Source organism: Photobacterium obscurum, from assembly GCF_026191635.1.
Classification (GTDB): Bacteria; Pseudomonadota; Gammaproteobacteria; order Enterobacterales; family Vibrionaceae; genus Photobacterium; species Photobacterium obscurum.
In genome coordinates this window covers 50,078-68,216 of the sequence record NZ_JAKRRW010000012.1, presented here as the reverse complement: position 1 = coordinate 68,216, position 18,139 = coordinate 50,078, and the positions used below count along the sequence as shown (strand labels likewise).

Annotated in this window: 17 protein-coding genes; 11 read left to right on the top strand and 6 right to left on the bottom strand. The window is 49.4% G+C overall.

Annotation, left to right across the window (positions count from 1 at the left end):
• Positions 1-199: 199 nt before the first annotated feature.
• From MD588_RS15470 to MD588_RS15445, 6 genes are read right to left on the bottom strand one after another with little or no spacing between them, the layout of a single operon-like run.
• Positions 200-1,921: a BatD family protein gene (locus tag MD588_RS15470; RefSeq protein WP_265698308.1), complete on the bottom strand. Its 1,722-nt coding sequence runs from the start codon at positions 1,919-1,921 to the stop codon at positions 200-202.
• A gap of 8 nt (positions 1,922-1,929) precedes the next feature.
• Complete coding sequence (locus MD588_RS15465) at positions 1,930-3,789, bottom strand: vWA domain-containing protein (RefSeq protein ID WP_265698306.1); 1,860 nt, start codon at positions 3,787-3,789, stop codon at positions 1,930-1,932.
• Positions 3,782-4,747, bottom strand: coding sequence for a vWA domain-containing protein (locus tag MD588_RS15460; protein WP_265698305.1), 966 nt, complete (start codon positions 4,745-4,747; stop codon positions 3,782-3,784). The genes MD588_RS15465 and MD588_RS15460 overlap by 8 nt, the downstream gene beginning before the upstream one ends.
• Positions 4,740-5,267, bottom strand: a complete 528-nt coding sequence (locus MD588_RS15455; protein WP_265698304.1) for a DUF4381 domain-containing protein — start codon at positions 5,265-5,267, stop codon at positions 4,740-4,742. Before MD588_RS15455 ends, MD588_RS15460 begins: the two co-directional genes overlap by 8 nt.
• Positions 5,260-6,201, bottom strand: a complete 942-nt coding sequence (locus MD588_RS15450) for a DUF58 domain-containing protein (RefSeq protein ID WP_265698303.1) — start codon at positions 6,199-6,201, stop codon at positions 5,260-5,262. The genes MD588_RS15455 and MD588_RS15450 overlap by 8 nt, the downstream gene beginning before the upstream one ends.
• Positions 6,198-7,154 (bottom strand): AAA family ATPase, encoded by a 957-nt coding sequence (locus MD588_RS15445; RefSeq protein WP_265698302.1) that lies wholly within the window; start codon positions 7,152-7,154, stop codon positions 6,198-6,200. The genes MD588_RS15450 and MD588_RS15445 overlap by 4 nt, the downstream gene beginning before the upstream one ends.
• Before the next feature lie 522 nt (positions 7,155-7,676).
• Here MD588_RS15445 and urtA point away from each other — a divergent pair.
• From urtA to MD588_RS15390, 11 genes are all read left to right on the top strand, one after another.
• Entirely contained in the window at positions 7,677-8,966 is a 1,290-nt protein-coding gene (gene urtA / locus MD588_RS15440) for an urea ABC transporter substrate-binding protein (protein ID WP_407676578.1), read from the top strand.
• Between the two features lie 80 nt (positions 8,967-9,046).
• A complete protein-coding gene (gene urtB / locus MD588_RS15435) occupies positions 9,047-10,720 on the top strand; it encodes an urea ABC transporter permease subunit UrtB (protein ID WP_265698301.1) in 1,674 nt (557 codons plus the stop codon).
• A gap of 3 nt (positions 10,721-10,723) precedes the next feature.
• Positions 10,724-11,872, top strand: a complete 1,149-nt coding sequence (urtC, locus tag MD588_RS15430) for an urea ABC transporter permease subunit UrtC (RefSeq protein WP_265698300.1) — start codon at positions 10,724-10,726, stop codon at positions 11,870-11,872.
• Positions 11,869-12,798, top strand: a complete 930-nt coding sequence (gene urtD, locus MD588_RS15425; protein ID WP_265698299.1) for an urea ABC transporter ATP-binding protein UrtD — start codon at positions 11,869-11,871, stop codon at positions 12,796-12,798. The genes urtC and urtD overlap by 4 nt, the downstream gene beginning before the upstream one ends.
• 2 nt (positions 12,799-12,800) lie before the next feature.
• Positions 12,801-13,496, top strand: coding sequence for an urea ABC transporter ATP-binding subunit UrtE (urtE, locus tag MD588_RS15420; RefSeq protein ID WP_265698298.1), 696 nt, complete (start codon positions 12,801-12,803; stop codon positions 13,494-13,496).
• Positions 13,493-14,455, top strand: a complete 963-nt coding sequence (locus MD588_RS15415) for an urease accessory protein UreD (protein ID WP_265698297.1) — start codon at positions 13,493-13,495, stop codon at positions 14,453-14,455. The genes urtE and MD588_RS15415 overlap by 4 nt, the downstream gene beginning before the upstream one ends.
• A 34-nt stretch (positions 14,456-14,489) precedes the next feature.
• Positions 14,490-14,792, top strand: coding sequence for an urease subunit gamma (gene ureA, locus MD588_RS15410; protein WP_265698295.1), 303 nt, complete (start codon positions 14,490-14,492; stop codon positions 14,790-14,792).
• Between the two features lie 8 nt (positions 14,793-14,800).
• Positions 14,801-15,190, top strand: coding sequence for an urease subunit beta (locus tag MD588_RS15405; protein ID WP_265698294.1), 390 nt, complete (start codon positions 14,801-14,803; stop codon positions 15,188-15,190).
• Entirely contained in the window at positions 15,191-16,894 is a 1,704-nt protein-coding gene (gene ureC / locus MD588_RS15400; RefSeq protein WP_265698293.1) for an urease subunit alpha, read from the top strand.
• 10 nt (positions 16,895-16,904) lie between these two features.
• Positions 16,905-17,459 carry an urease accessory protein UreE gene (ureE, locus tag MD588_RS15395; RefSeq protein ID WP_265698292.1) on the top strand — a complete coding sequence of 185 codons (555 nt, stop codon included), beginning with the start codon at positions 16,905-16,907 and terminating at the stop codon, positions 17,457-17,459.
• A 51-nt stretch (positions 17,460-17,510) separates the two neighbouring features.
• Positions 17,511-18,131 (top strand): HupE/UreJ family protein, encoded by a 621-nt coding sequence (locus MD588_RS15390; RefSeq protein WP_265698291.1) that lies wholly within the window; start codon positions 17,511-17,513, stop codon positions 18,129-18,131.
• Positions 18,132-18,139 lie beyond the last annotated feature (8 nt).

Sequence of the window (18,139 nt, the reverse complement as noted above, 5' to 3'; positions counted from 1 at the left end):
TCTTTTCATAAACTTTTAGCTAACGCAAATTTAACATTATTTTGAGCTTTTTAAATTGGTCGCTGATTGCAGGGGATTGTGAAAAGAATAAACGTTAACAACTGGCGCGGAAGCCCAAGATATTTTGTTAATAAAAAAGCTCGCGCCGAGGCGCGAGCTTTGCTTTCTAAAGGATTTGCTATATGAATAGGTTGGCAGGTTATTCAGGCACCAGTGGGGCTAGCGAGGCTGATTTCGACTTTTGTTTGTCAATATTAGCCCCAGCCTGGCTAATGGAGCGGATAAGTTTTACTAATGCTTTGTTGTCCCATTGTTCAGGGTGCTTGCTAAAGTAGGCGGCCATCATTCTCCCAATTTCTTGATGCAACTCGGCCTGTAGAGAGTGATTTGGGCTCTCTTTTATCCATCGCTGGTAGTAGGCTTGAACCTGGATAGGTTGTCTGTTTTTTGCTGCTAGCTCCATACCTGTAAGCGGTGCAACGTTTACTGCTCTGCTTCCGGCAGGAGGGATAATTGGAGCCTGTTGCAAGGTTCTAAGTTTGAGCCATAGGCGCAGTAGTAAAAATAGCGTCAATAACCACAGCGCAGCAAAGAGGGCGGCCAGCCATGGCCACCATCCGGCATCAGAAACAACTTTAACTTCAGTAGCCGTAGGGATTACCGGTGTATCTGAAGCTAAATTGGGTGTTGATACCAATGGAATATTTGGACTATTAGTACTGTCACCAGGAAGTACATTGAGTTTCAGCCCGTCAATCTTGCTTGTTTCCTGCTGGCTGGTAGCCGTATTCCACCAGTTGATAGACAGCGGCGGAAGAGAAAGCTCACCTTCACTGCGTGGTAGAATAACCTGTTTGATTGTCATTATGGTATAGCCGTTAGCACTACTATAGACCGGCTTCTCATCATAGACCCTCACCTGATCCGGGTACTTCAGGGTCAGATTTGGCAGGCTACTTTGTTCAGCATTTTTTATTCGGAGAGTAATTGCTCGAGTCAGGGGCTCTCCGACTCGGATCTCCTGGCCTTCAGGTTGCCATTGCTGCTCTAACTGCAAATCTTGGGTTGGAAGCCAAAGTCCCTGATAGCTTGCAGGCTTCCCTTTGACTTCAAGGTTGAGGCTTTCTGTTTGCTCTGCTACCGGAATGCGAAGGGTGGATCCAAACCCTCGGCTACCTTTAACAACACTGCCCTTGAATTCTGCTCCGTGCAGTTGAATCGTCCCGGCTTTGTTGGCGGTGATTTGATAGTCACGGGTAATGATGATGTAGCGGCGCCCGTTCAGTACGGTTTCAGCTTGGCGATCCTCTCCAATTTGCTTTACTTCTAGCCCGTCACCAGATGGCGCGACTAATGACGCCTGGCTCATTTGCTCACCAATACTTATACGTACGGTGTAGTGAATACTTTCACCGATATAAAGTTGCGTTTTGTCGATGTCGTAGCTGAGTTTAATCTCCGGTTTGGATTGCGCCTGACCATTAGCGTTACTGCTCTTTAATGAGCTGATGACGATGGGCTCGGTGGTCGTGGCACCAATTCTGAAGCTTGGAATGGTAAAATCACCAACGGCTTTAGTTGCCAACGCGATTTTCCACTCGGTATTTCGGCTGACGACGCCGTTGATCATTGAGGTTCCACTGCTAATACTTGGACGGCCATAGCTGAAGTCTTTCTCAAGAGGAGATAAATCCAGTGCATTGCTATTGACGTTGTCATCAACGGTAATAGTTAGCTGGAACACTTCATTAACGGCGACAATATTTTTTGAGACAGTCGCCACCGCCTGTGCAGCTGTCGCTACAGAAGGCAACATTGCTAGGATCATGATCGAAAGACCGACTAAGCTTCCCCAGAAGCCTTGTGCTCCGCTGTATTTCGCATTAAAACGAGGTATGTGATTGTTGTTTGTCATATCCATTTAAAGCCTTACCATGAGTTCGCTGTTGCTTCTGGCGCCTGTTTCTGACGGGCCTGTAGTAACAGTTGGGCGCGGATCAATGCGCTGGTGTCATCCGGCACCTGCTCTAATTTTTTCAATACAGGATCACTCGCTGATAGCGAGTTAGCTAACTCTTCGCTAGCGGCTACAGCTTGTGTATTTTCCTCGGACGAATCATCAAGCTTGCCTTCCTGTTCGGTAGCTTTTGCCTGCTGCACTGATTCTTGTTCATCCGTTGGCGCTTGAGCCTGATTTTGCCCTGATGAGGATTGCTGCTCTGCCTGATTCTTTTCTTCTGCAGATTGCTGGTTGTCAGCCTCATCCGAATTATTAGACTGTTGCGAGTCATTGCTTTCGTCGGCATTTTTCTGCTGATTCTGCTGATTCTGCTGATTCTGCTGATTCTGCTGATTCTGCTGATTCTGCTGATCGCTTTGAGACTGCTTGTCATCTTGAGATGAGTCAGAAGATTGATCCTGGCCTGAGTCCTTGTTCTCATCAGACTGCTGTTGCTGTTGCTGCTGTTCAAGAGCCTGCTGCACAATCTCTAGATTCTTTTGAGCATCAGCATGATCGGGATTGTCAGCAAGGACGGACTGATAGCGTTCAATTGCCTTTTCAAACTCTCCAGAACGCGCGTAGGCATTCCCGAGGTTATACCGAGATGTCAGATCATTGAGTGGTTGCAGCGTTTCAATGGCCTGCTCGAAGTTGCCGGCTTTATACTGGGCAATACCTTTCCATTGCGGCGATGCGAACTGCTCAGCGGCAGGCTCATAGTTTTTTTGCTGAAAGGTATCGTATCCCAGTTGATCCTGATTCACCCACGGAGAGGCAAAGGCATTATCAACGGGCATCAACACCAGCATAGCTGCAATGACAACACCACGACGAAAGCCAAACAGAGACAAGATTACCAAAGGAAACAGCAGCCAGAAGCCGTTATTGATCCGTTCTTCTAATTCTTTTTCCTTCTCTTTATTGGCATCTTCACGTGGTTTTGCCGTCGCAGCAACAAGGTTATCAACATCACGGTTGGTTGGTTGTGAAAGCTGTAACTGTCCCCCTGTTTGTTTGACCAAAGGAAGCAGGGTATCAAGATCAACCTTGGCGACCACGGTTTTTCCCACGCTATTGGTTAGCAGCCTGCCATCGGGCATTTGCACTGGTGCACCTTGTCGGGTGCCGACTGCAAGGATGGACACTCGGTACTCGGTCGCTTTTAACAAGTCGCTCGCTTGTGTGGCCTCTGAATCATCTAATCCGTCAGTGATCAGAATGATATCTCCCTGCGGGTGGCCGGCTTGCTTCAGCAGATTGATAGCCTCTTGAATACCTGCTGCAGCATTACTGCCTTGAATTGGCATTATTTCGGGAGACAGGTGAGGGATCAGGTTAGCCAGTGTACTGCTGTCCTGAGTTAACGGACTAACGACATAGCCATCAGCTGCATAGGTGACTAGCCCTGTGCTGCCTTCTTTCCAGCCAGGTAGCATATCCAGTGCCTTGTAGCGAGCCTGGGTAAGCCGGTTTGGCGCGATATCGGTGGCATACATAGAACGCGACATATCCATAACTAGTACCCGGGCGCCTGTGATGCTATAGGCCGGTAGCACTGACTTTTGCCAACTGGGGCCGGCGAGAGCGATAACGGCCAATAACCAGCCACAACCTAGTAAGGGGATGAAGGCGGAGTTGGCTTGTTGTCGACTTAGGCCGAGTTTTTCTGCAAGGTGCGGAGCAATAAGCCCGCTTTGTTGCTGCTTGCCTTTAAGCCATGGTAGCAGCAGGCCAAGAGGTAGCAGTGCTAGCAGCCAATAGGGGTGAAGAAACGTAAATTCAACCATGACGCTTCCTCATCAGTACAATAACGACAGAAAAAAGCAGGGAGAGAGCGAGTGGATAGCGGAATAGTTCCTGACGCGGCCGCCAGGTCTGCTGCGCGGTGTTGATAGGTTCCATTTGATCGATTAACTGATAGATGTTTTCCAGCTCTTGCGGATTCCGGGCCCGGAAATACTGACCTCCAGTCATGTCGGCAATTTTGGTCAGCATTCTTTCATCCAGATCCTGAGAGGGATTAACAGTACGGGTTGAGAAAAATGTGCGTTGCTCCATTTCTTCGGCACCGACACCGACGGTATAGATAGTGACATTGCTTCTTGCTGCCAATTCAGCCGCCTCTACCGGATCGATAACTCCGGCGGTGTTGGCTCCATCACTGAGCAGAATGATCACCCGTTGCGGGGCCTCACTGTCGATAAAGGTCTTGGTGGCGATACCTAGCCCTTCACCAATGGCGGTACTCTGGCCGATAAGGCCGAGTACGGTTCTGTCGAGTTGTTCCTGAACTGTGTTGCGGTCGAATGTTAGCGGTGTTTGTAGGTAGGCGTGATTGGCGAACAAGACCAGACCAACCCTGTCTCCTTGACGATTACCGATAAAGTCATTCAATACCTGCTTGACCGCTGTAAGGCGATCAATACTTTGCCCGTTTGAGGTCACCATGTCTTCGATCGACATGGATCCAGAAAGATCGACGGCCAATAGCATGTCTCGGTGTTCAGGATTGATTTCTATGGGATCGCCATACCAAACCGGACGCGACAGGGCGCCTAGCAGACAGAGCCATGCCACAGCCATAATTGCTTTACGCCAGCGGGTATCAGGCTGCTGTTGCCCGATCCCTTCTGGGAGCTTGGGAAGGCGTATTGCTGCCGATTGGACGGCCGGTTTAGAGAAGCGATATACAAACCAGGGAAGCGGGAGCAGCAACCATGCCCAATGCCAGGTGAATTCAAACATTGCTCACCTCCTGACTGGCTGGTTTGAAGGTTCCTCTTGCGGGAAAGTGCGCTTTTTTTAACCATCGCTCGGCTTGCTGATAGCAGTTGCTAAACGCAAGTTGCTCTAGCCCTTGTGGCGAGAACAGCCCTTGCTGCCAGTTATCTGAAAGAGCGATAAAGCCCCGGTGCTGTTCTTTAAGCTGACTATCTAGAAAAGCGAGCCAGTGCTGGCCGGTAAGGCCGGCAACCTGTTCGCGGGGATAATACGTCATGGCAGTTTGGCGAAGCAGCAAGTTGATCTCATTAAATTGCGAAGGGTTGTTCATTTTTTTCAAATGAAGCAGTGCTTCTTTGCGTGCTTCCTGTTGCTGCAGGTGCTGTTTGAGTTTGAATATCAAAAAAAATAAACCCGCTAAGGCGATTAAGATACACAGCCACCATCCCCATGCTAGCGGCCAGAAACCGGGAGCTGGAGGAAGGTGAACGTCAGCAAGCGGTAGCGAAGCTGCCATATTATTAGCAGAGATGGGATCAGCCATGACGCTTCTCCTGCTTGCCGAGTTGCTGCATCAGTGGCAGCGCGGCTGATATTTGATGAAGTGGAATGGCAAGGCTCAATGTCATATCGTGAACGAATTGCTGATGGCTAACATACTGCATGTTCAGCTTCTCACGAGTTTTCTTCGCAGAGAAGTCGAGCCAGGTAGACTGGTTACTATCTGAGACATGCTCCGTGCCGTTGAACGAGGTTTGTCCTTGTTCGAGCGGATCATGTACCCGAACAAACTGGATCCGGTTATGCTGGCGCAACTGGCTTAAGCGCTGTTTGTCTGTTTCCTTTAGCTGATAGAAATCGCTAATTATCACAATTTCACTGCCTTTGGGACATAAATGGTGCAAATGCTTCAAGGCGGCAGAGAAAGCCAGTGAGTCTTGAGCCTCTGGACTATCTTGATGGGCGTCGATTAGTGCATTGATAACCTGCAAGGGGCCTTGACGCCGAGCTGTTGGTTTACATTCAACCAGCTTGTTGCCGGTATAGATGATTGCGCCAATGCGGTCATGCTCGCTGACGGCCAACCAGCTGAGCAGGCTGGCAAAATGGGCGGCCTGAACCGATTTAAGCAACAACTGCGAGCCAAACTTCATGCTAGTGCTAAGGTCAATCAGCAGCATCACCGGTTGTTCGCGCTCTTCGGTGAATAGCTTGGTATGGGTTTTTCCTGTCCTTGCGGTCACCCGCCAGTCGATGGTCCGAATGTCATCGCCAGCCTGATAGGGACGAACTTCGGAAAAATTCATCCCACGTCCTTTTTTCCGGCTCATATGCTGCCCATTGAGTTGCGACCACACGCTCTGTGCGGGTGGTAGCCAACGTACAGATTGGTTCTTGTACTGCAGCAATTCAGCCAGACACAGGTTAACCCCGTCACTGTGTGACGGAAGTACTGGTGTCATGGATGTCTCGGTCATGCGCAGGCTACCTGTGCAATCAGCTGGCTGACAATGGTATCTGCGGCAATGCCTTCTGCCTGTGCTTCATAGCTCGTTAACAAGCGGTGTCGCAGTACCGGGTAGGCCATCTGCTGTACATCCTCGGGAGTGACAAAGTCACGACCATTTAGCCAGGCATGGGCACGGGCACAGCGGTCCAAAGCGAGTGTTGCTCGTGGGCTGACGCCAAGCTGCAACCAGCCGGCCAGCTGATCACTGTAGCGCTCAGGCTGGCGGGTAGCCATGGTGAGGCGAATAATATAGTGCTCAACTTCTTCAGCCATATGAATATTCAACACTTCCTGACGAGCCGAGAAAATTTCCTTTTGGCTAATTTGTACGGGTTCAGCTTTATCCAGCCCTAATGCTTCCCCACGGTTGAGGCGAAGTATTTCTAACTCGCTGTCAGCATCAGGATAATCTACGTTGAGTTGTAGCAGGAAGCGGTCCAACTGAGCTTCTGGAAGAGGATAGGTACCTTCTTGTTCGATTGGGTTCTGAGTTGCCATTACCAGAAATAACTCAGGCAGTGAGTAGGTTTCACGGCCAGCAGTAATTTGTTTTTCTGCCATTGCCTCAAGCATTGCTGCCTGTACTTTGGCCGGGGCACGGTTGATTTCATCGGCAAGTACCAGGGCATTGAATATCGGCCCCGGCTGAAACGTGAATTCACCTGTTTCAGGGCGGAATATATCAGTACCGGTCAAATCGGCCGGAAGCAGATCTGGGGTGAACTGAATGCGGTGGAAGCTGCCTTCAATGCAGTCAGACAAGACTTTAACGGCACGGGTCTTGGCTAGTCCCGGCGGCCCTTCGACCAAAATATGACCATCGGCAAGCAGTGCAATCAATAGTTGTTTAACAAGATCAGGCTGACCAATTACCTGGCTGTCCAGGTAAGTTTTAAGGCGTTGGAAAGTCGACGTTAACATAGAAAGATAATGTCCTTTAAAAACAGAGAGTCAAACAAAAATGATGCATTGTCTGACTAATAAAAAGTGTATTAGTTCACATTTCTCGGCTGTTTGGTTATTCATTGTACAACCGACATAAAGGTCTATGCCTTCAGTGAGCTATACCCAGGCTCAATTTGAATGCTGTGTCTTTAGTTAGCTTGAGTATAGATGTGAATTATAGCGTATTCATAGGGTTAGCATTAAGCATCACTAACCCGATAAACTCCTTGATTGCTTGGTTTAACTGGCGCTGTACCTAACCCACTATAAAGGTGCTCGTTTGGGGATAAAGGTACCAAGATGGTGCATGAGCGAATGTTCAATGCACCAATATACAGTGCTTAACCTGCACTAAAATGTATCACTTATAGTCGCCTATGAATTAGTGATCACTTAAATTGTTGATTTTTAGTAGTTAATATAAAAGTGAGAGGTGGCTTACATCTTGGCTTGATGCTTGCTCTAGTTTGAATGATTATTCACAAGGAGCTATTCAATATGTCAACCAAGATGTTTAAAGGTACATTTGCCGGAGCTGCGGTATCACTGGTTTTGTCATTTAACGCAGTGGCTGCGCAGGACACGATTAAAGTTGGGGTGCTGCATTCGCTGTCGGGCACGATGGCCATCAGTGAAACGACATTGAAAGACACCATTCTGATGCTGGTCGAGGAGCAGAACCGGAAAGGCGGGGTATTGGGTAAAAAGCTAGAGGCGGTTGTTGTCGATCCGGCATCAAACTGGCCGTTATTTGCTGAGAAAGCCCGTGAACTGATCGAAAAAGAGAAAGTTGATGTTGTGTTTGGCGGTTGGACGTCAGTTTCTCGCAAGTCAATGCTACCCGTATTCGAGGAGTTAAATAGCTTGCTGTTTTATCCGGTTCAGTATGAAGGCGAAGAGTCATCTAAAAACGTTTTTTATACTGGCGCAGCACCTAACCAGCAGGCAATTCCTGCTGTTGATTACCTGATGAATGAGTTGGACGTTAAACGCTGGGTTTTAGCGGGGACGGACTACGTTTACCCTCGTACCACCAACAAAATTCTTGAGGCATATCTGATATCCAAGGGTGTTGCCAAGAGCGACATCATGATCAACTACACCCCTTTTGGCCACTCTGATTGGCAATCCATCGTTTCTAATATTAAAAAGTTTGGTGCTCAAGGTAAGAAAACGGCCGTTGTTTCGACAATCAACGGTGATGCCAACGTTCCGTTCTATAAAGAGCTGGGTGCACAAGGGGTATCTGCCGAAGATATTCCTGTGGTTGCCTTCTCGGTTGGTGAAGAAGAGCTCTCGGGAATGGACACCTCGCCACTGGTTGGTCACCTTGCGGCCTGGAACTATTTCATGAGCGTCGATACCGATGAAAACTCGGAATTTGTCGAGAAGTGGCAGAAGTTCATCAAGGACGACAAGCGTGTATCTAACGATCCGATGGAAGCGAGCTATATCGGCTTCAATATGTGGGTAGAGGCCGCCGAGAAAGCCGGTTCTACTGATTCTAATGCAATACAAGAGGCAATAATCGGCATTACCGTACCTAATCTTTCTGGTGGCTACGCGACAATGATGCCAAACCACCACATTACCAAGCCAGTCTTGCTCGGTGAAATTCAAGATGACGGCCAGTTTGAGGTGGTATGGGAGACTCACGGTGTGGTTGCCGGCGATGCCTGGTCAAATTTCCTTCCCGGTTCGAAAGATCTCTATGCCAGCTGGTTGAAGCCGCTTGAATGCGGCAGCTTCAATGTTGTAACCGGCAAGTGTGCTGGTTCAAATCAGTAAAACTTCGCTAATCACTCCTGCACTTGCCGAAATGGCAAGTGCAGGGATGTGTTGAACTGATTTTATAGATGAGTACCCACATGAACAGAAATTGGTGGCGTGCACCGAAGAAGGTGGCGCAATTACTAAAATCAATTCTGGCAGCCTGGTTAGGGTTGGTTCTGCTGATATTTCCTGCTGCTTCCTCGTATGCCGACACTGGCACAATTAGTACATTTGCAGATGTTGAAAGACATTTGTCACAACGTAACTTCAACAATAAACAACAGGCTATTGAGTGGCTGATTGAATCTCGGCCCCCCTATACTCGGCAGATTCTAACAGGTTTACTTGATGGACAGGTGTTCTATCAGCGGCAGACTAAGCGCTTGTATCTAATTTCGGAGCTCGCAGCTGGTCAACCAGCACAGTCTGTTGAGAGCAATGACGTTACGATGATTGAAAGCAAGCGGAATTACAAAAAGGTAGGCCTGAATAACCGATTGAGAACAGCCATTCGTTTGGGTATTGCCCAGTTGGATTTGGAAGCTGAAAGTGAATCGCTTCGACTACAGGCTGCAAAGGGGCTAGTCGGTAATACAGACCATAGTGTTCAGGCCTTACTGAATAAAACATACCAAACAGAAACGTCTGCTGAGGTTAAAAACGTAGTGGCCTTGGCACTCGCGATTGCAAATATTCAGGCTCCAGATGAGGAAGTCCGACAAGCTGCGATTGAACAGTTAAGCGGCTCCTTAGAGCCGGCCGCATTTCGTGCTTTGAGTCAGGCTTTGGACTTGGAAATGGCCAAAGAAGACGGTGACGCTGTATTAATCTTACAGCTTGAAAGGACCATTAATGCCTACCAGCAAAGCCAACGCTTTTATGATGTTGCGGAAACCCTTTATTTTGGCTTAAGCCTTGGATCGGTGTTGGTACTTGCCGGCATCGGCCTGGCGATCACCTTTGGGGTGATGGGGGTGATCAACATGGCTCATGGTGAGCTGATCATGCTCGGTGCCTATACCACCTATGTAATGCAGCAACTGTTGCCAAATAATATTGGTTTGTCACTGGTTCTCTCGATCCCGGCGGCATTTATTGTTTCAGGGTTGGTTGGAGTTGCTATTGAACGTGGCGTGATCCGGTTCCTGTATGGCAGGCCACTGGAAACCCTACTGGCGACATTTGGTATTAGCCTGATCTTGCAGCAGGCAGTACGTAGTATCTTTTCTCCGCTTAACCGTTCCGTCGCCACGCCGGACTGGATGAGTGGCATGCTTGAAATTAATCCAATGCTTTCCCTGACCTACAACCGCCTCTATATCATCTTTTTTTGTTTGTTCGTGTTTGCCGCCTTGGTGTTTGTCATCAGGAAAACACCACTAGGGTTACAGGTTCGGGCGGTATCGCAAAACCGTGCAATGGCCCGTGCAATGGGAGTGCGTTCTGAGTGGGTCGATGCGATGACCTTTGGGTTAGGCTCGGGCGTCGCCGGTGTCGCTGGTGTTGCACTGTCTCAGCTTACCAATGTTGGTCCGAATATGGGGCAGAGCTACATTATTGATTCTTTCATGGTTGTGGTGTTCGGCGGTGTTGGCAACTTGTGGGGGACTTTAGTCGCCGGTCTCAGCCTCGGCGTATTTAACAAGATTCTAGAGCCCTGGGCGGGCGCGGTGCTGGCCAAAATTCTGGTGCTTATTTTCATTATATTGTTTATTCAAAAGCGTCCTCGCGGATTGTTCCCGCAGCGCGGCCGGGCTGTGGAGGGGTAGCACATGCTTAAAACACTACTAAAGGGTGACCGTGGCGGTCAGTTGCTGCTGACTTTGTTGTTGATGATGGGCTTTGCTATTCCAGCGCTTAATATCTTGGTACCACAGGGGCATTTCTTTCATGTTGAAACCTACACGATAACCTTGCTGGGTAAATATCTTACCTACGCCCTGTTGGCTCTGGCGGTCGATTTGGTCTGGGGATACCTAGGTATTCTGAGCTTAGGTCATGGTGCCTTTTTTGCCCTCGGCGGTTATGCCATGGGAATGTACCTGATGCGACAGATTGGCGATCGTGGCGTTTATGGTGATCCGGTTTTACCTGATTTCATGGTTTTCCTTAACTGGAAAGAGCTGCCGTGGTTTTGGCATGGCTTTGATATGTTCTGGTTTGCCTGTTTGATGGTGGTGCTAGTACCGGGCGTGTTGGCCTGGGGATTCGGGTATCTGGCCTTTCGCTCACGGGTGTCAGGAGTCTATCTGTCAATCATGACACAGGCGCTGACCTTTGCGCTGATGCTCGCATTCTTCCGTAATGAAATGGGGTTCGGGGGCAATAACGGCCTTACTGATTTCAAAGATATTCTGGGCTTTAGCCTGCAATCGGACAGTACTCGAATCATATTATTTATAGCCTCGGTAGGGGCGCTTGTCTTGGGGTATTTAGTCTGTCGAGCTGTTATTTCCAGTCGGTTGGGCAAGATAGCCATTGCGACGCGAGATGCTGAATCGCGGGTGCGTTTTATCGGTTATAACGTCGACCGATTCAAGTTGTGGATTTTTATTTTGTCAGCGGTGTTGGCAGGTATTGCCGGGGCGCTTTATGTTCCCCAGGTCGGCATTATCAACCCTGGCGAGTTCGCGCCGCTCAACTCCATCGAAATAGTCGTGTGGGTTGCTCTTGGGGGCCGAGCAACGCTGTTTGGGGCTATTGTCGGTGCGCTGCTGATTAATTATGCCAAAAGCTGGTTCACCATTGAGTTTCCGGAAGTGTGGTTATTCGCACTGGGCAGCCTGTTTGTGTTGGCAACCTTGTTTCTCCCCAAAGGGGTTACGGGATTTCTTTCCTCACGACAGTTCTTTATTCGAAACAAAGCTCCGACGCCTCAGAATTTACCCCCTAAAGCATCTCAGAAGGAGGCGGCATTATGACCACGATTCCGCAGCAGCTTTCACCACAAAAGCTATCGCCGCGAGATCTATCGCCACAAGAGCGGCTTAACAATGAAAAGCAGACTCTGGTTCCGAGTCGGTTCCGAAAGGCGATACAAAGCTTTGTCCGCCGTGATCAGGTTTTTGATTTCCTTAAGCCCCAGCACCATCCGTTGCTTGATACCCGGCACAATATATTGCTGTATCTCGAAGGGGTGACTAAGTCATTTGACGGCTTTAAGGCCATTGATGATCTCAATTTGTACGTAAAAGAAGGCGAGCTACGCTGCATCATCGGCCCCAACGGTGCGGGTAAAACTACCATGATGGACATTATTACGGGTAAAACTCAGCCTGATGAGGGCCAGGTCTGGTTAGGTTCCAATATCAACCTGCTCAAGATGGACGAAGCCGAAATTGCCAATGCCGGTGTGGGGCGTAAGTTTCAAAAGCCAACGGTATTTGAGTGCCTGTCGGTGTGGGACAACCTAGAACTAGCTATGGCGGGGGAGCGCAGTGTGTGGGGCGTTTTCCGCGCCAAACTGAGTGGAGAGCAGCAGGGTGAAATGCAGCGGGTTCTCGAACTAATCGGCCTTCAGTCACATGCTGGATTGTCTGCCGGTAACTTGTCGCATGGTCAGAAGCAGTGGTTGGAAATAGGCATGTTGTTAATGCAAAAACCAAAGTTGCTGCTGGTGGATGAGCCCGTTGCTGGTATGACCCATCAGGAGATGGATCGCACTGCTGAACTTTTAACATCACTGGCAGGAGATCATTCTGTTGTCGTGGTTGAACATGATATGGATTTTGTACGTTCCATTGCGAGTACGGTGTCCGTCTTACATCAGGGCCACTTGTTGGCAGAGGGATCAATGAACGAGATCCAGTCCGATGCGCGGGTTAAAGAAGTCTATTTGGGAGAGTAGCGATGCTAGAAATCAAAGGGCTGAACCAATTTTATGGCGAGAGTCATACGTTATGGGATTTGGAACTCACGATCCCTGAAGGCCAATGTACCGTGCTAATGGGACGAAATGGCGTCGGAAAAACCACGTTGTTGCAATGTGTCATGGGACTGTTGCCTATCGACAGCGGCGAGATAGTCCTTAAAGGCAGAGATATCAGTTTGCTTCCTGCTGAAAGTCGTCCCCGTCATGGAATCGGCTATGTGCCACAGGGACGGCAAATATTTTCGCTGCTCACCGTAGAAGAAAACCTCCAAATTGGCCTACCTATCCGTAGCAAGGGGGATCGAATTATTCCCGAGTATATCTATGATCTATTCCCCGTACTTCGACAGATGTTACATCGACGGGGAGGGGATCTTTCTGGTGGCCAACAGCAGCAGTTGGCGATTGCCCGAGCGTTGGTTGTTAATCCTACCTTACTGATCCTTGATGAGCCGACAGAAGGGATCCAGCCCAATATTGTGCAGGAAATCGGTGACATTATTCGCAAGCTAAACCGTGAACTCGGACTGACCGTATTGCTGGTTGAGCAGAAGCTTCCATTTGCCCGCAAAGTGGGAGATAACTTCTGCCTGCTTGATCGGGGGCGCGTCGTCGCTAATGGTGACATGGAGCAGTTGAGTGAGCAGTTGATTAGGGAGTATTTGACCGTATGACCATGATGCATAAAAGATCCCCCTTAACGAGCCGCACTATTTTTCCGTTAGACGGGATAACGGCGGTAACTCCAAAGCCCACCGCAGGTGAGTTGGAAAACGATCAGGGTTGGCGGGCGCAGCTGGAACTGGGTTTTTCTAACTCATCCTCTACCTTATCGAAAACCATACTCAAGCATAGAAAGCAGCTTGGCCCGTTGGCAGTTCAACGCCCGCTATATCCTGAAGGGGATATCTGCCATACCTATCTGCTTCATCCGCCGGGCGGGGTTGTCGGTGGCGACAAACTGCTGATTATGGCTCGCTGCGAAAGTAGTGCCAATGCGTTAATTACGACCCCGGGGGCAACCAAGTTTTATCGTACGACAGGTAAGTTTGCTTATCAGAAACAGCAACTCTCGGTAGAAAATGGAGCTGCGCTGGAGTGGCTTCCTCAGGAAAATATCTACTTTCCTGAGGCCAGAGTCCGAATGGATACTGAGATCAATGTTGAGCCGGGCGGGCGTTTTATTGGCTGGGAGATGCACTGTTTTGGTCGACCTGCACTAAAAGAGGGCTTCAATAAAGGCAGTGTTATCGGTTGCACCCAGCTACGTATTGGCAATGAGCTGCTCCTTGCCGAGCAATTGAATGTTCAGGGGGGGGATCAACACCAGCAAAATGCAGGCCTGCGGGACTATTCAATGCTTGCCACCATGATAGTGACTGATTCCAGTGAGCCATTGCTCAATATGGTACAGACCTTGCTTTGTGATTATCAGGAATACTTATTAGAAAACAACGTCGTGGCAGGTATATCGGAAATCGGTGATATCAATGATGAGAATAAAGTCTTCGTAGTTCGAGCAATGGGAAATGGTACTGAGCCGATTATGGCACTGTTTTCCCAAGTGTGGCTTTCGGTCAGAAAGCATTGGTCGGGTAGGACACCGAATCCGCCGAGGATATGGGCAACCTAAGCCCAACATTAGGAGCAATCGCTGGAGGATATAGATGGAATTAACACCCAGAGAAAAGGACAAACTGTTAATTTTCACCGCGGCTTTGCTTGCTGAGCGACGGCGAGATAAGGGCTTGAAGCTGAATTACCCTGAATCGGTAGCCTTGATCAGTGCCGCCATTATGGAAGGCGCGAGAGAAGGGCGAACCGTTGCCGAGTTGATGGATTTTGGTCGAACCATTTTGACGGCAGAAGATGTCATGGAGGGTGTACCTTCAATGCTCCATGACGTTCAGGTGGAGGCAACGTTTCCTGATGGTACCAAACTGGTCACTGTCCATGATCCGATTGTGTGAGGTGAATGATGTCTGAAATAAATCCAGCGACAGTGACGCCTTTGGTTCCTGGCGAATTACAGTGCGGAAGCGGAGAGATTGAGATTAATGTAGGCATGCCTGTGGTATCGGTATCTGTCGCCAATCATGGCGATCGCCCTATTCAGATCGGATCACATTACCACTTCTTCGAAGCCAATCAGGCCTTGGAGTTTGAGCGTGATATCACCCTCGGTTATCGGCTAAACATAGCGGCAGGAACCGCCATCAGGTTTGAGCCGGGGCAAAGCCGTACGGTGGAGTTGGTGAGTTTTGGTGGCACTAAAACGATTTATGGTTTCCAAGGGAAAGTAATGGGGGCTGTGGAACCGCCATTACCGCCTCATGACGATCATGATAGCAGGGTAGCGGAGAGTTAAATGGCAACGATATCGAGACAGGCCTACGGAGAAATGTTCGGCCCAACAACCGGAGACAGGTTACGCCTGGCGGATACTGAGTTATGGCTGGAAGTTGAAAAGGACTATACCAGCTACGGCGATGAAGTGAAATTCGGCGGCGGCAAGGTGATACGCGATGGTATGGGACAAAGCCAGTTGCCATCAGAGTTTACACCTGATTTAGTCATCACCAATGCGGTTATCCTCGATTACTGGGGAATCGTAAAGGCCGATGTTGCTATAAAGGATGGTCGGATTAGTGCCATAGGCAAAGCGGGAAATCCCGATGTGCAAACCGGTGTGAATATTGTGATTGGTCCCGGTACTGAAATTCTGGCTGGAGAAGGGGCAATTCTTACTGCCGGTGGCATTGATTCACACATTCACTTTATCTGTCCGCAGCAAATAGAGGAGGCACTGTGTTCGGGGATCACGACTATGTTGGGTGGCGGTACTGGTCCCGCGACCGGTACCAATGCGACCACCTGTACTCCGGGGCCATGGAATATCCACCGTATGCTGGAGTCACTTGACACCTTTCCGATGAACTTTGGTTTGCTGGGTAAAGGCAATACCAGTCTTCCGGAAGCCCTGTATGAGCAAGTAGAAGCCGGAGCAATTGGCTTGAAGCTGCACGAAGACTGGGGAACCACACCTGCTTCGATTGATAACTGCATGACGGTTGCCGAGGACACGGACGTACAGGTCGCAATTCACACCGATACCCTAAATGAATCTGGTTTTGTGGAATCAACGCTGGCAGCAATAGGAGAGCGGGTGATCCACACTTACCATACTGAGGGGGCGGGCGGCGGTCATGCGCCGGATATTATCCGTGCCTGTGGTGAGTCAAACGTGTTGCCGTCTTCTACCAACCCCACACGTCCCTATACGGTTAATACTGTCGATGAGCATCTGGATATGCTGATGGTGTGCCATCACCTGTCGCCATCTATAGCCGAAGATGTAGCGTTTGCCGAGTCCCGGATCCGCCGCGAGACTATCGCTGCGGAAGATATTCTTCACGACTTGGGAGCATTTTCGATGATTGCCTCGGATTCTCAGGCGATGGGACGGGTTGGAGAGGTGATCACTCGTACCTGGCAAACCGCACATAAAATGAAAGTACAGCGCGGTAGCTTGCCTCAAGACTCCAGCTATAGCGACAACTATCGACTGAAACGGTACGTTGCCAAATATACGATCAATCCAGCCATCACCCATGGTATCGGTCACGAAGTTGGCTCGGTGGAAGTCGGCAAACTTGCTGATCTTGTGCTTTGGAAGCCGGCTTTTTTTGGGGTTAAACCAAGCACAATAGTCAAAGGAGGCATGATCGCTGCTGCGCCAATGGGCGATCCCAACGCCTCGATCCCAACTCCTCAGCCTGTGCATTATCGGTCGATGTTCGGCAGTTATGGTAAGGCCAGTCAAAACACATCAATGCTTTTTGTATCAAGTCAGTCGAAGACTGCAGGTGTTGCCGAACAGCTTGGCCTGCAGAGCTTGATAGGTGTCGCAAAAGGTTGTCGGGATATTCGTAAAGCCGATATGGTACTGAATGATTGGCAGCCAAATATTGAAGTTGACTCACAGACCTACCAAGTGAGAGCGGACGGCGAGTTGCTGATTTGCGAGCCTGCTGAGGTGTTACCAATGGCGCAACGATATTTCTTATTTTAGGGGAACGTTAATGATTGTATTAACACAGGTTGTATCAGTTGAAGCGATATCTGCAGAGCTAAAACCGACACAAGAGGCAAGGGCATTGAAGCCGGATACAACTCTCAGTCTGCCAATTGATTCACGAATAAAAAGCCGGCTTAAGGTCAAGCTGGATGATGGGCGAGATGCCGGGTTGTTCTTGCCAAGAGGAAAGATCCTGCGTGGTGGTGATGTACTGCAAAGCGAGCTTGGGGTATTGGTGCAAGTACTGGCTGCTGATGAGAGCGTATCGACTATATATTGCGAAGATCCACATTTGTTGGCCCGGGTTTGCTACCACCTTGGCAACCGCCATGTTCCCCTACAGGTAGAACCCGGGTGGGTACGCTATCAGCATGATCACGTTCTCGATGACATGGTGAAGGGACTGGGTGCCGAGGTAACCTCGGAAATGGCCCCTTTCGAACCAGAGGCTGGTGCGTATGGCGGTACCAGTGGAGGCCACTCTCATGGTCATTCGGATGAACTCCCACTTAGCCATTCACATAATCACCCACATTCAAGCTCTCATCATAGTCATTAATCGATACGCCGGAGCATGATGCTCTGTCACAACATATTAAGGGAAAACAGTATGGCCAAACAGTTACTCACTTGCTTCGCATCGGCGGCAGTCACCGGTCGACTTATCGCGTTCTTTACAGTCTTTGTATCGGGGGCGGCCTTGGCACACAGCGGTGGTGCCCACTTTGACACCGGTCTGCTTACTTTCTTTTTATCAGGTATAGCTCATCCCCTGACCGGATTTGATCATTTAGTGATGCTTATTGGTGTTGGCTTTATAGCCGGACAGATTAAACCGCGTTCTCAACAACTTAGTCTGATGTTTGTCGCTTTGCTCAGTCTGTTGCTCGGTTTGGGTTGTGGTGCGTTAACTGGATTTTCAATAGGAATCGAGGCAATGATTTTAGCCTCGGTGTTTGTGGCGGCCGTGGCGATATATCAGCTTCAGAGCTCTAAAGCCGGTCAGCTAGCCAAAGGAATGGCTGTCGCAGCAGTGGCAATGGTAATGTTCCACGGTTGGGCGCATGGCCTTGAAGCGCCGGTCGATAGCCTAATAGGCTTTGCCCCTGGGATGCTAGTTGGTGCCAGCTTACTGATTACTGCTGGTTACCAATTAGGCCGCATGGTGAATCCTAAATGGCAAAGTGCATTGTTGGCGATCAGTGGTGTATTGCTTGTCATTGCAAGTTGATTGTTACG